Consider the following 12681-nt stretch of genomic DNA (forward strand, 5'->3'; position numbering starts at 1 on the left):
GACGCCGACGGGCGCAGGCGCCGCGGCGGGCGCGAGGCTGGCCGCGGCAGGCGCGCGCTCCGGCGGCGTCGTGACCAGGACGGCCGCAGATGCGGATGGCGCGGCCGGCGACGGTGCCAGCACGATCCTGGGCGTGTGCTGGCCGGGCGGCGTGACGGCCGGCACCGGCACGAGCTTCTGCGACGAGACGGGGCGCACGGGAATGGCCGCGCCGCGGGGCTTGGCCGGGGCCTGCTCGGCGAGCTTGCGCTTTTCTTCTTCGCTCAAGGCCTGGTATTGCTCCCACTTGGCCTTGCGCTCGTCGGCTGGCACACGCTTGACCTCGGCGAAATTCAGGCGCGCCTGGGCACGCTGCTGGTTGCTCAGGGCGGCCCACTCGATCATGCGGCTGTGCAGGGTGACTTGGTCATCGGCCGACATGTTCGCGTAGTTTCGTGACAGTGCCAGCCACTTGCGCTTTTGCCCGGTGTTCATCGTGGTCCAGTGCGGGACCAGGGGCTTGAGGGCCTGCTGCTGTTCGGCGGTGAGTTCGTGCCAGAGCGGCTTGGTCGCGGGAACCGCCTTGGCGCTACCGGCTGACGCGGAATTCGCAACGCCTGTCTGCCCAGCCTTGTTGGCCTCGGAGGGCGGCTGGGCGCAGGCGAGCGTCAGGCCGAAGGCCGCAACGGCAAACGCGCCAGCCCAAACGAATGCGCCCGCCGTAAGCGGGTGCAAGGGACGGGGGGTGTTTGCGCTGGAATTGGGGCGGCGTCGCATTCGGTCGGGGAGGGTCAGTCGGAGGCGCCGTCGGCCTTCAGGAATTGGGCGAAGCCCGGATCGGTGTAGGCGGCGGGGGGGAGGTCGCCGGTGAGAAGGGCGGAGTCGACTTCGGCCAGTTCGCTGGCGCGGTCGTCGTCCTGCATCACGCTGATGGTGATGAGGCCGGCCACGAGCGCGATCAGCGGCACCACCGATCCCACACGGGTCCACCAGCCACCGCCCAGCGTGAGCGTGCTGCCGGACCGCACCACCTCGGGCGCGGTTCGCAACTGCGGCGCCTGCTTGCGCGCGGCCACGGCCTGAGCGCGTGCAACGCGCAGCCGCTCGCCGATGTCGTGCGGCAGTTCCTGGTTGCCGGCGGACAGCCGGGCAGCCAGGCGCTGACCGAACTGGTCTTCGGTGGCGGTAGAAGAGGTTGGAACCTTAGTGTTCATAGCGATATTCCCTTGGCCTTGAGCGCCTTGCTCAGAGCGTGAACGGCTCGCGAACAATGGGTTTTGACGCTGCCCTCGGAGCAGCCCATTGCCGCGGCCGTCTCTGCGACGTCCATTTCCTCCCAGTAACGCATCAGGAAAGCCTCGCGTTGACGGCCCGGCAATGCGGCGATCTGCTCCTCGATCTCGTGGAAGACCTGTGCGCGGCGGGTGGTGTCTTCTGCGCTTTCCGTCTCTCTGGAGTCGGTTGGCGAGACGAAGTTCTCCAGAAGGTCGAAATCGCCGTCGTCGTCGACCGATTCGAAATCGCTGAGATTCGAGAACAGCGCGCGGCGTGTTTTCTGGCGGCGGAACCAGTCGAGCGTGCAGTTCGACAGGATGCGCTGGAACAGCATCGGCAGCTCGTTGGCCGGCTTGTCGCCATAGTGCTGCGCCAGCTTCATCATGCTGTCCTGCACGATGTCGAGCGCCGCTTCTTCGTCCCGCACGTGATAGACCGAGCGCTTGAAAGCGCGTCGTTCGACGCTTTTCAGGAAGTCGGAGAGTTCTTGTTCAGTGGCCAAGCGAGAGGGGGCGCGAAGGGCGCGCCGCGTGGGAAGGGATGTCTTGCGAACGCTTATGGTTGTCCGCCGCGGATTATGCCCCGGCGCCTTTACAGGCGACCTGAAGCGAATCTGAACGGCCGGTGATGTCATAATCCGCCCTGCAAGTCAAAAGGCAAACGGGTCAAGGTCCGGCGGAACATCAGTCCGCTCATGGCTATGGCCTCAAGTCCTGGCGCGACCCCACAAGGGTTGGCAAGGGGCACCCAAGGTTTTTCGTTCCCGAAAAAACACAAAGGTTGATCATGGAAATCTCGAAGGCGGAGATCATCTCCGCAGCAGCCGCGTCCTCTGGCGCCGGCAACCCAACGCAAGAACTCATGGGCGCTGAAGTGCTGGTCAAGGCACTGCAGGCCGAAGGCGTCCAGTACATCTGGGGCTACCCCGGCGGCGCGGTTCTGTACATCTACGACGCGTTCTACAAGCAGGACACCATCCAGCACGTTCTGGTGCGCCACGAGCAGGCCGCCGTGCACGCAGCCGACGGCTATGCGCGCGCCACCGGCGAGGTCGGCGTGGCACTTGTCACCTCCGGTCCCGGCCTGACCAATGCGGTCACCGGCATCGCCACGGCGTACATGGACTCCATTCCGATGGTGATCATTTCTGGCCAGGTGCCGACGGCCGCCATCGGCTTGGACGCCTTCCAGGAATGCGACACGGTCGGCATCACCCGCCCCATCGTCAAGCACAACTTCCTCGTCAAGGATCCGAAGGATCTGGCCATGACGATGAAGAAGGCCTTCCACATCGCACGCAGCGGCCGTCCGGGCCCGGTGGTGGTGGACGTGCCCAAGGACGTTTCCTTCAAGAAGACGCCTTACGCCGGCTATCCCGACAAGGTCGAGATGCGCTCGTACAACCCGGTGCGCAAGGGCCACGGCGGCCAGATCCGCAAGGCGCTGCAGCTGTTGCTGGCGGCCAAGCGCCCCTACATCTACACCGGCGGCGGCGTGCTCCTGGGCAACGCCTGCAACGAACTGCGCACGCTGGTCGACATGCTCGGCTACCCGGTCACCAATACGCTGATGGGCCTGGGGGCCTATCCGGCGAGCGACCGCAAGTTCCTCGGCATGCTGGGCATGCACGGCACGATCGAAGCCAACAACGCGATGCAGAACTGCGACGTGCTGCTGGCCGTGGGTGCGCGCTTCGACGACCGCGTGATCGGCAACCCCAAGCACTTCGCGACGAACGAACGCAAGATCATCCACGTCGACATCGACCCGTCGAGCATCTCCAAGCGCGTGAAGGTCGACATCCCGATCGTCGGCGATGTGAAGGACGTGCTCACCGAGCTGATCTCGATGATCCGCGAGAGCACCACCAAGCCCGACGCCGGTGCGCTGGCCGATTGGTGGAAGACCATCGAGGCCTGGCGCTCGCGCGATTGCCTCAAGTACGACCGCGGCAACAAGGACGTGATCAAGCCGCAGTACGTGGTCGAGACGCTCTGGAACATGACCAAGGACGCCGACGCGTACATCACGTCGGACGTGGGTCAGCACCAGATGTGGGCCGCCCAGTACTACCGCTTCGACGAGCCGCGCCGCTGGATCAATTCGGGCGGGCTGGGAACCATGGGCGTGGGCATTCCCTACGCCATGGGTATCAAGCTCGCCAAGCCCGATTCGGAAGTGTTCACGATCACCGGCGAAGGCTCGGTGCAGATGTGCATCCAGGAACTCTCCACCTGCCTGCAATACAACACGCCGATCAAGATCTGCTCGCTCAACAACCGCTACCTGGGCATGGTGCGCCAGTGGCAGGAGATCGAATACTCCGGCCGCTACAGCCACAGCTACATGGACGCGCTGCCCAACTTCGTGAAGCTCGCCGAGGCCTATGGCCACGTCGGCATGCTGATCGAGCGTCCACAAGACGTGGAGCCCGCGCTGCGTGAAGCGCGCAAGCTCAAGGACCGCACGGTGTTCATGGACTTCCGCACCGACCCCACCGAGAACGTGTTCCCGATGGTGAAGGCCGGCATGGGCATTACCGAAATGCTGTTGGGCTCCGAAGATCTCTGATCTGCGGCGCATTCGCTTAACTCTTTACTGACGAATCTATTGCCCGCCGAGCCCGCGCATTACCGTGCGCGGGGGAGGGCGGCGAAAGCGAAAGCTTCCGCGTTGGCGAAATGAGGAGTCACGCAAACATGAAACACATCATTGCAGTGCTGCTGGAAAACGAGCCGGGTGCTCTTTCCCGCGTGGTGGGCCTGTTCTCGGCCCGTGGCTACAACATCGAATCGCTGACCGTCGCGCCGACCGAGGATGCCAGCCTCTCGCGCATGACCATCGTCACGACGGGTTCGGACGACGTGATCGAGCAGATCACCAAGCACCTGAACCGCCTGATCGAGGTCGTGAAGGTCGTCGACCTGACCGAAGGTGCCTACACCGAGCGCGAGCTCATGATGGTGAAGGTGCGCGCGGTGGGCAAGGAACGGGAAGAAATGATGCGCATGGCCGAGATCTTCCGTGGCCGCATCATCGACGTCACCGACAAGAGCTACACCATCGAACTCACCGGCGATCACGGCAAGAACGACGCTTTTTTGGAAGCGATCGACCGTAGCGCTATCCTCGAGACTGTCCGCACCGGTGCCAGCGGCATCGGGCGCGGCGAGCGCATCCTGCGCGTGTAGGGGGTGAAGATCCCCTCAGTTTCACTGTTTCAAATCAACATGAGGAGAAGGTAAATGCAAGACTTGCTGGGTTTCGAGAAGATGGTGACCCCGATCATCATTCGGATTCTGTATTTCCTCGGACTGCTGGGCGTGCTGGCTGCAACGGTGATTTCGTTGTTCCAGGGCCGCATCCTGGCTGCCATCGGTATTCTTGTTTTCGGCGCGATCATGGTTCGCGTCTATAGCGAATTGCTGATCCTGCTGTTCCGCATTCACGACAACCTCGTGTCCATCAACCAGCAAATGAAGGACCGGAATCCCTCCGGCCAACTGTGAGTGAACGCACCCCCGCTTGAGGGGTGCTCGAGATTAAATAGGAAAGACGCATCATGAAGGTTTACTACGACAAGGACGCCGACCTCAGCCTCATCAAGGGCAAGACGGTCGCAATCATCGGTTACGGGTCGCAAGGTCATGCGCATGCGCAGAACCTGAACGACAGCGGCGTCAAGGTCGTGGTCGGCCTGCGCAAGGGTGGCGCTTCGTGGGACAAGGTCGGCAAGGCCGGCCTGCAGGTCGCTGAAGTCGCCGATGCCGTGAAGTCGGCCGACGTGGTCATGATCCTGCTGCCCGACGAGCAGATCGCCAACGTCTACAAGAACGACGTGGCTCCGCACATCAAGGAAGGCGCTTCGCTCGTCTTCGCGCACGGCTTCAACGTGCACTACGGTTTCGTGCAGCCGCGCGCCGACCTTGACGTGTGGATGGTCGCCCCCAAGGCCCCGGGCCACACCGTGCGCAGCACGTACACCCAGGGTGGCGGCGTGCCCCACCTCGTGGCCGTGCACCAGGACAAGACCGGCAAGGCGCGTGACCTCGCGCTGAGCTACGCCACCGCCAACGGCGGCGGCAAGGCCGGCATCATCGAGACCAACTTCCGCGAAGAAACCGAGACCGACCTGTTCGGCGAACAAGCGGTTCTGTGCGGTGGCACGGTCGAGCTCATCAAGGCTGGTTTCGAAACGCTGGTGGAAGCCGGCTACGCGCCCGAAATGGCCTACTTCGAATGCCTGCACGAGCTCAAGCTGATCGTCGACCTGATCTATGAAGGCGGCATCGCCAACATGAACTACTCGATCTCGAACAACGCCGAGTACGGTGAGTACGTCACGGGCCCGCGCATCGTGACCGACGAGACCAAGAAGGTCATGAAGCAAGTGCTGCGCGACATCCAGACGGGCGAATATGCCAAGAGCTTCGTGCTCGAAGCCGCTGCCGGCCAGCCCGCGCTGATCAGCCGCCGCCGCCTGAATGCAGAGCATCAGATCGAAGTCGTCGGCGAAAAGCTGCGCGCGATGATGCCCTGGATCAAGAAGAACAAGCTGGTCGACCAGACCCGGAACTGATCTGCGAAGCAGAAGGGGTGCTTTGGCACTCTTTTCCAAGGGCCACCCGTTGCGGTGGCCCTTTTGTTTGTCGGGGGCGCGGCGCCCCCTGAACTACACTGCGAACCATGCGACTCACAGATCAAAATGCTATCGATTGGATAGCTGCTCGCGCAGTGCCCATGAGGGATGGAGGCAATTTCAATGCATGACGACACGCTCCCCGACGATGTGCAGCCGCGCAAGCGTCGCAAGGGCATCTACATCCTGCCGAACCTGTTCACGCTGGCGGCGTTGTTCGGCGGCTTCTACTCGGTCGTGATGGCCATGAACGCGCGCTTCGACCTCGCGGCGCTCGGCGTGTTCGCCGCGATGATTCTCGACAGCCTGGACGGGCGCGTCGCGCGAATGACGAACACGCAAAGCGCTTTCGGCGAGCAGATGGATTCGTTGTCCGACATGGTGTCGTTCGGCGCTGCGCCGGCGCTCATCGCCTACGAATGGTCTCTCAAGGGCCTCGGCCGCTGGGGCTGGATCGCGGCCTTCGTCTACTGCGCCTGCGCGGCCCTGCGGCTTGCGCGCTTCAACGTGAATACCGGCGTGGTCGACAAGCGCTGGTTCCAGGGGCTGCCGTCGCCCGCCGCAGCGGCGCTCGTGGCGGGCTTCATCTGGCTCGTGAACGAATGGGGCAAGCGCGGCGGTGAGGTGCTGTACCTCTCGTGGACGCAGATCACCTGGGTCACCTTCGCGTTCACGCTCTATGCGGGCCTCTCGATGGTGACGAACGCGCCGTTCTACAGCTTCAAGGACGTGCAGATGAAGAAGAGCGTGCCCTTTGTCGTGATCGTGCTCATCGCACTGGGCATCGCGGTCATCAACATCCATCCGCCAACGGTGCTGTTCGGCCTCTTCGTGGCTTACGGCTTGAGCGGTTATGTGGTCTATGCGTGGCGCAAGGCCAAGGGCCAGCCGGTCAGCGTGATCAGCACCTCGACCGAAGAACCGGACGAGCGGGGCTTGCATAACTGAATCTCGCTTGTGCTACATTCGCAACCCTCATGACCAAGATTTCGCTGCTGGCCCTACTAGCCCTCCCTCACGGGCGGAGACGGTAGCGCACGCGCAAATCCCTCACCACGGCCCGTTCGCACCAGCAACGGGCCGTTTGTTTTTGGGGTTGCTGGTTGATTACCAACCATCACAGAGAAATCGACATGCTCAAGCAACCTCAAGCCAAATACCGCGCATTCGCCCCGATCGGCCTCAAGGACCGCACCTGGCCCGATGCCGTGCTGACCAAGGCACCGATCTGGCTGTCGACCGACCTGCGCGATGGCAACCAGGCCTTGGTCGAACCCATGGACATCGCGCGCAAGATGCGCATGTTCGAGACCCTTGTGGCGATCGGCTTCAAGGAAATCGAAATCGGCTTCCCCTCCGCATCGCAGGTCGAATTCGACTTCGTTCGCAAGCTCATCGAGGAAGACCGCATTCCCGACGACGTGACGATCCAGGTGTTGACGCAGGCGCGCGACCACCTCATTGCCCGCACCTTCGAATCGCTGCAAGGCGCCCCGCGCGCCATCGTGCATCTCTACAACGCCGTCGCCCCGGTGATGCGCCGCGTGGTGCTCGGCATGGACGAGGACCAGATCGTCGAACTCGCCAGCAGCCACGCACGCATGTTCAACGACTTCGCCGCCAGGCAGCCGGCCACGAAGTGGACCTTCCAGTATTCGCCCGAGATGTTCTCGGGCACCGACGTTGTCTTCTCCAAGCGCGTGGTCGATGCGGTCACCGAAGTCTGGGCGCCGACGCCCGAGCGCAAGTGCATCGTCAACCTGCCCACGACGGTCGAGCACTCAACGCCCAACATCTTTGCCGACATGATCGAGTGGATGCATCGCAACCTGGCGCGTCGCGATTCCATCGTGTTGTGCGTGCATCCGCACAACGACCGCGGTACCGGCACAGCCGCCGGCGAACTGGCCTTGATGGCCGGCGCCGAGCGCATCGAGGGCTGCCTCTTCGGCAACGGCGAACGCACCGGCAATCTCGACCTCGTGAACGTCGCGCTCAACCTCTACACGCAGGGCGTCTCGCCCGAGCTGGACTTCTCGAACATCGACGAGATCCGCGCGACGGTCGAGCACTGCAACCAGATCCCCGTGCATCCGCGCCATCCGTACGTCGGCGAACTCGTGTACACCTCGTTCTCCGGCTCGCACCAGGACGCGATCAAGAAGGCCTTCGCCGCGCGCAAGGAAGGCGACATCTGGGACATGCCCTACCTCCCCATCGACCCGAAGGACGTGGGCCGCAGCTACGAGGCGGTGATCCGCGTGAACAGCCAGTCGGGCAAGGGCGGCATGGCCTACCTGCTCGAGAGCGAATACGGCCTCGAGATGCCGCGCCGCCTGCAGATGGAATTCATGCAGAGCGTGCAGCGCGTGATGGACATCGCCGGCAAGGAACTCACCGCGGCGGACCTCTGGCAGCTCTTCGTGAGCGAATACGGCATCGAGACCGCGCAGTCGCTGCAGCATCGCGTGATCGAGGAAGAAGGCGAGGGCGCCAACGCCTCGGTCGTCCTGCGCGGCGATCTTCCGTGGGATGGTGAAACCCGTGCCATCGAAGGCCGCGGCAACGGCCCGATCGATGCCTTCACCCAGGCACTGAGCAAGGCCACGGGCCACACCGTGCGCGTGATGGACTATCACCAGCACGCCATCGGCGCTGGAGCCGATGCGAAGTCGGTGGCCTACCTGGAACTGCGCGTGGACGAGAGCCAGACGCTGTTCGGCGTCGGCATCGACGCGAACGTGATCACGGCGTCGCTCAAGGCCATCGTCTCGGGCGTTCAACGGGCGCGGAGCCGGGGCGCGCACAGCGCACAATCGGCGGTTGAAGTCGCCTGAAGGCATGACCCCCGCGCTCCCGCACCGCGTGTCGTCGCAGCCCCCGAAGGGGGCCGCAGGCCGCCTTGGGAGCGGCCCGGCGTCGGCCTGATCGACGGCTGAATAGAACCCAAGGAGATTCACGATGGCTGACCAACTCATTATTTTCGACACCACCTTGCGCGACGGCGAGCAATCTCCCGGCGCCTCCATGACGCGCGACGAGAAGATGCGCATCGCCAAGCAGCTCGAGCGCCTGAAGGTCGATGTGATCGAGGCCGGTTTTCCGGCCAGCTCGAACGGCGACTTCGAGGCGGTCAAGGCGATCGCCAATGCGATCAAGGATTCGACCGTGTGCGGCCTGTCGCGCGCCAATGACCGCGATATCGCGCGTGCCGCAGAAGCCCTCAAAGGCGCGGCGCGCGGGCGAATCCACACGTTCATCGCGACTTCGCCGCTGCACATGGAAAAGAAGCTGCGCATGTCGCCTGACGAGGTGCACGAGCAGGCCAAGCTCGCCGTGCGTTTTGCGCGCAACCTCGTGAGCGACGTGGAGTTCAGCCCCGAGGACGGCTACCGCAGCGACCCGGACTTCCTGTGCCGCGTACTCGAAACCGTGATCGCCGAGGGCGCCACCACCATCAACGTGCCCGACACCGTCGGCTACGCCATCCCCGAGCTCTACGGCAACTTCATCAAGATGTTGCGCGAGCGCGTTCCCAATAGCGACAAGGCGATCTGGTCCGTGCATTGCCACAATGACCTCGGCATGGCCGTGGCCAACTCGCTGGCCGGCGTGAAGATCGGCGGCGCGCGCCAGGTGGAGTGCACGATCAACGGCCTGGGCGAGCGCGCGGGCAACTGCTCGCTCGAAGAGGTGGTGATGGCGGTCAAGACCCGCCGCGACTACTTCGGGCTCGATCTGAACATCGACACCCAGCACATCGTGGCCGCGAGCCGCATGGTGAGCCAGACCACCGGCTTCGTGGTGCAGCCCAACAAGGCCGTGGTGGGCGCCAACGCATTCGCGCACGCATCGGGCATCCACCAGGACGGCGTGCTCAAGGCGCGCGACACCTACGAGATCATGCGGGCCGAGGACGTGGGCTGGGCCGCCAACAAGATCGTGCTGGGCAAGCTGAGCGGCCGCAACGCATTCAAGCAGCGGCTGCAGGAACTGGGCGTGACGATGGCCGGCGAGGCCGACATCAATGCCGCTTTCCTGCGCTTCAAGGAACTGGCCGATCGCAAGTCCGAAATTTTTGACGAAGACATCCTCGCGCTCGTCAGCGCGGAAGAGTTGTCGAACGTTGACGAACAGTTTGCATTTGTCTCTCTTTCCCAGCACAGCGAAACCGGCGAGCGCCCCCAGGCGAAGGTCGTCTTCACCGTCCAGGGCAAGGAAGTGACCGGAGAATCCGAGGGCAATGGCCCGGTCGATGCTTCGCTGAAAGCCATCGAGTCGCACGTCAAGAGCGGGGCCGAGATGGTTCTTTACTCGGTGAACGCGATCAGCGGCTCGACAGAGAGCCAAGGTGAAGTTACAGTTCGGTTACAAAACGCAGGGCGGGTGGTCAACGGTGTGGGTGCAGACCCGGACATCGTGGTTGCTTCGGCAAAGGCTTATTTGAGTGCTCTCAATAAGTTACAGAGCCAATCTGAGAGAGTTGCAGCGCAAGGTTAGGTTTTCAGGCGTTCCTTGGTATTCGAATGAAGAAGAGGATGCAAGTAACTGATATTGCGTGTCTTTTTTGAATTCGATACACTGCGGTCCTCGTTTGTCGCCGCTGGAGATTTATTAATGCCTGAAGCCCGTCTCCGCCGAGTTTCCAGCCAGCGGTTCCTACCCGCATTCAAATTCATCGCCGTCGCGCTCTGTGCCACGGCGTTTTTGCTGCCTGGCGCCCAGGCCGCGAAGAAAGAAAAGCCCGCCGCCGCCAAGACCGCCAATGCCGCTGCCTCCAAGAAGGCGAAGGGGCCGGTGCCGGTCGAAGTCAAGCGCAACGCCTCTGCCAAGGGAGCACGCGTCGCCGCGGTCGCCTCTCGCGGCGGGCGTGCCGAGCGAAATGAAAAGGTCGACAAGGTCGTTCGCGGTGGTCGCAACGTGGTGGCCACGATCCGCAAGAAGAACGGCAAGACCGTGGTGGCGGTCCAGCGCCGCTCGGTGGTGCGCGTCGAGGCGCCTCCCCGCCAGTCCTTCGGCCAGATGGCCGGCCTGCACGGCACGGACGATGCGCTCGACCTGAAGTCGAGCGTCGCTCTCGTGATCGACCAAGACACGCATGAAGTGCTGTTCAGCAAGAACGATCACGCCGTGCTGCCGATCGCGTCGCTCACCAAGCTGATGACCGGCTTGCTCATCAGCGAAGCCCATCTGCCGAACGACGAACTGATCACCATCACCCAGGACGACGTCGATACCGAAAAGGGCAGCCGCTCGCGCCTGACCATCGGCTCGACGCTGTCGCGCGGCGAACTGCTGCACCTGGCGCTGATGTCGAGCGAAAACCGCGCGGCGCATGCGCTGGGCCGCACCTATCCGGGCGGCCTCACGACCTTCGTGAGCATCATGAATGCCAAGGCCAAGATGCTCGGCATGAAGGACACGCGCTACGTGGAGCCCACGGGCCTGTCGAGCCGCAACCAATCGAGTGCGCAAGACCTGGCGCTGCTGGTCAACGCCGCCTATTCCGATGCCACGGTGCGCTCGCTCTCCACCTCGCCTGAATACCAGGTCGAGGTCGGCAACCGCGTGCTGCAGTTCAACACCACCAATCGCCTCGTGAAGAGCCCTGACTGGGAAATCGGCGTGCAGAAGACGGGCTTCATCAACGAAGCCGGCCAATGCCTCGTGATGCAGGCCAAGGTTGCCGGTCGCAAGCTGATCATGGTGTTCCTGGATTCGGCCGGCAAGTTCAGCCGCATCGCCGATGCAGAGCGCGTTCGCCGCTGGGTCGAGGCAACGCATGCCATCCCGGGCTCGCCGGCTGCTTCGCGCAACGTGACCTACCAGGTCGCTGGCTGAGCCACCGCGCCGCGATAGCGGCCGCCAAAAAGAAAACGGGCCCTCGGGCCCGTTTTGTCTTTCAAAGCCCTTGCAAAGAGGGTCAGGCGCTCGCTGGAGGCGTTCCGCCTGACGGGGAAGGGAGCGTCGTCGCCGCAGCCATACCGTCCTTGAATCCCAGCGCGCCCGAGATTTCGTTGGCGGTTGCCTGCAGCTTGGGCAGCCAGCCTTCGTCCAGCCGGTCGGCCGGTGCCGAGATCGACAGCCCGGCCACCAGCTTGCCCTGGTCGTCGTAGATGCCGGCGGCCATGCAGCGCACACCCAGTTCGAGTTCCTCGTTGTCGCGGGCGATGCCGTACTGGCGCGCCTTCGACAGTTCGCGCTCGAGCGCGGGCAGTTGGGTGATGCTGTTGCGGGTATGGCCCGCCAGGCCCGTGCGGGTGGCGTAGCTGCGCACCCGTGCCGGGTCGTCGGCCGCCAGGAAAAGCTTGCCGGTGGAGGTGAGATGCAGCGCCGCGCGCCCGCCGATGGCGCGCACGACCTGCATGCCCGAGCGCTCGCTGTACGAGCGCTCGATGTAGACGATCTCGTCGCCCTGGCGCATGCTGAGATTCACCGGCTGCTGCGTGAGCTTGTGCAACTCGCGCATCGGGCCGAGCGCAGCGTCGCGCACGTTGAGCCGGCCCTTCACCAGGTTGCCCAGCTCCAGCAGGCGCATGCCGAGCCTGTAGCTGCCAGCCTCTGGCCGGTCGACGAAGCGGCCGACCGCCAGGTCGTTGAGGATGCGGTGCGTGGTCGAAGGATGCAGCCCGGTCTTCTCGCTGATTTCCTTCAGGGAGATGGCCTCCTCACGAGACGCCAGGACGTCGATCAGCGCGAACATGCGCTCGATCACCTGGATCACGGGAACGGCAGGAACGTCGGATTGGTTTTTTCTCATGGCGCTGTGCGGTGATGACCGAGCGCCA

12 protein-coding genes are annotated in these 12681 nt (G+C 63.7%); 8 read left to right on the forward strand and 4 right to left on the reverse strand.

The genetic code is table 11. From position 1 onward, the window contains the following. The 3 genes from RT97_RS16840 to RT97_RS16850 all read right to left on the reverse strand — a co-directional run. Positions 1 to 714: DUF3106 domain-containing protein (locus RT97_RS16840; protein WP_253278251.1), on the reverse strand; the 714-nt coding region annotated here is incomplete at its 3' end. A gap of 56 nt (positions 715 to 770) precedes the next feature. Then, the gene (locus RT97_RS16845) at positions 771 to 1193 is read right to left on the reverse strand and encodes a DUF3619 family protein (RefSeq protein ID WP_042579949.1); all 423 of its coding nucleotides are present in this window, start codon (positions 1191 to 1193) and stop codon (positions 771 to 773) included. Beyond that, entirely contained in the window at positions 1190 to 1756 is a 567-nt protein-coding gene (locus tag RT97_RS16850; RefSeq protein WP_042579950.1) for an RNA polymerase sigma factor, read from the reverse strand. The genes RT97_RS16845 and RT97_RS16850 overlap by 4 nt, the downstream gene beginning before the upstream one ends. Before the next feature lie 284 nt (positions 1757 to 2040). On the opposite strand from RT97_RS16850, the gene RT97_RS16855 reads away from it, so the two are divergent. The 8 genes from RT97_RS16855 (at position 2041) to RT97_RS16890 (ending at position 11734) form a co-directional block, all read left to right on the forward strand. After that, on the forward strand, positions 2041 to 3825 hold the full coding sequence (locus RT97_RS16855) for an acetolactate synthase 3 catalytic subunit (RefSeq protein WP_013540982.1): 1785 nt from the start codon (positions 2041 to 2043) through the stop codon (positions 3823 to 3825). 128 nt (positions 3826 to 3953) lie between these two features. Beyond that, entirely contained in the window at positions 3954 to 4445 is a 492-nt protein-coding gene (gene ilvN / locus RT97_RS16860; RefSeq protein ID WP_013540983.1) for an acetolactate synthase small subunit, read from the forward strand. Between the two features lie 54 nt (positions 4446 to 4499). Continuing rightward, the gene (locus RT97_RS16865; RefSeq protein ID WP_042579951.1) at positions 4500 to 4763 is read left to right on the forward strand and encodes a DUF4282 domain-containing protein; all 264 of its coding nucleotides are present in this window, start codon (positions 4500 to 4502) and stop codon (positions 4761 to 4763) included. 53 nt (positions 4764 to 4816) lie between these two features. Next, a complete protein-coding gene (ilvC, locus tag RT97_RS16870; RefSeq protein WP_042579952.1) occupies positions 4817 to 5833 on the forward strand; it encodes a ketol-acid reductoisomerase in 1017 nt (338 codons plus the stop codon). 183 nt (positions 5834 to 6016) lie between these two features. Next, positions 6017 to 6841, forward strand: coding sequence for a CDP-diacylglycerol--serine O-phosphatidyltransferase (gene pssA, locus RT97_RS16875; RefSeq protein WP_013540986.1), 825 nt, complete (start codon positions 6017 to 6019; stop codon positions 6839 to 6841). A 185-nt stretch (positions 6842 to 7026) separates the two neighbouring features. Next, positions 7027 to 8730 (forward strand): 2-isopropylmalate synthase, encoded by a 1704-nt coding sequence (gene leuA, locus RT97_RS16880; RefSeq protein ID WP_042579953.1) that lies wholly within the window; start codon positions 7027 to 7029, stop codon positions 8728 to 8730. Between the two features lie 124 nt (positions 8731 to 8854). Continuing rightward, positions 8855 to 10393: a 2-isopropylmalate synthase gene (locus tag RT97_RS16885; protein WP_042579954.1), complete on the forward strand. Its 1539-nt coding sequence runs from the start codon at positions 8855 to 8857 to the stop codon at positions 10391 to 10393. 117 nt (positions 10394 to 10510) lie between these two features. Beyond that, positions 10511 to 11734, forward strand: coding sequence for a serine hydrolase (locus tag RT97_RS16890; protein WP_042579955.1), 1224 nt, complete (start codon positions 10511 to 10513; stop codon positions 11732 to 11734). Positions 11735 to 11816: 82 nt separating this feature from the next. On the opposite strand, the gene RT97_RS16895 is transcribed toward RT97_RS16890, so the two are convergent. Continuing rightward, entirely contained in the window at positions 11817 to 12653 is an 837-nt protein-coding gene (locus RT97_RS16895; protein ID WP_042579956.1) for an IclR family transcriptional regulator, read from the reverse strand. Positions 12654 to 12681 lie beyond the last annotated feature (28 nt).

The organism is Variovorax paradoxus (assembly GCF_000834655.1).
Lineage (GTDB): Bacteria > Pseudomonadota > Gammaproteobacteria > Burkholderiales > Burkholderiaceae_C > Variovorax > Variovorax paradoxus_F.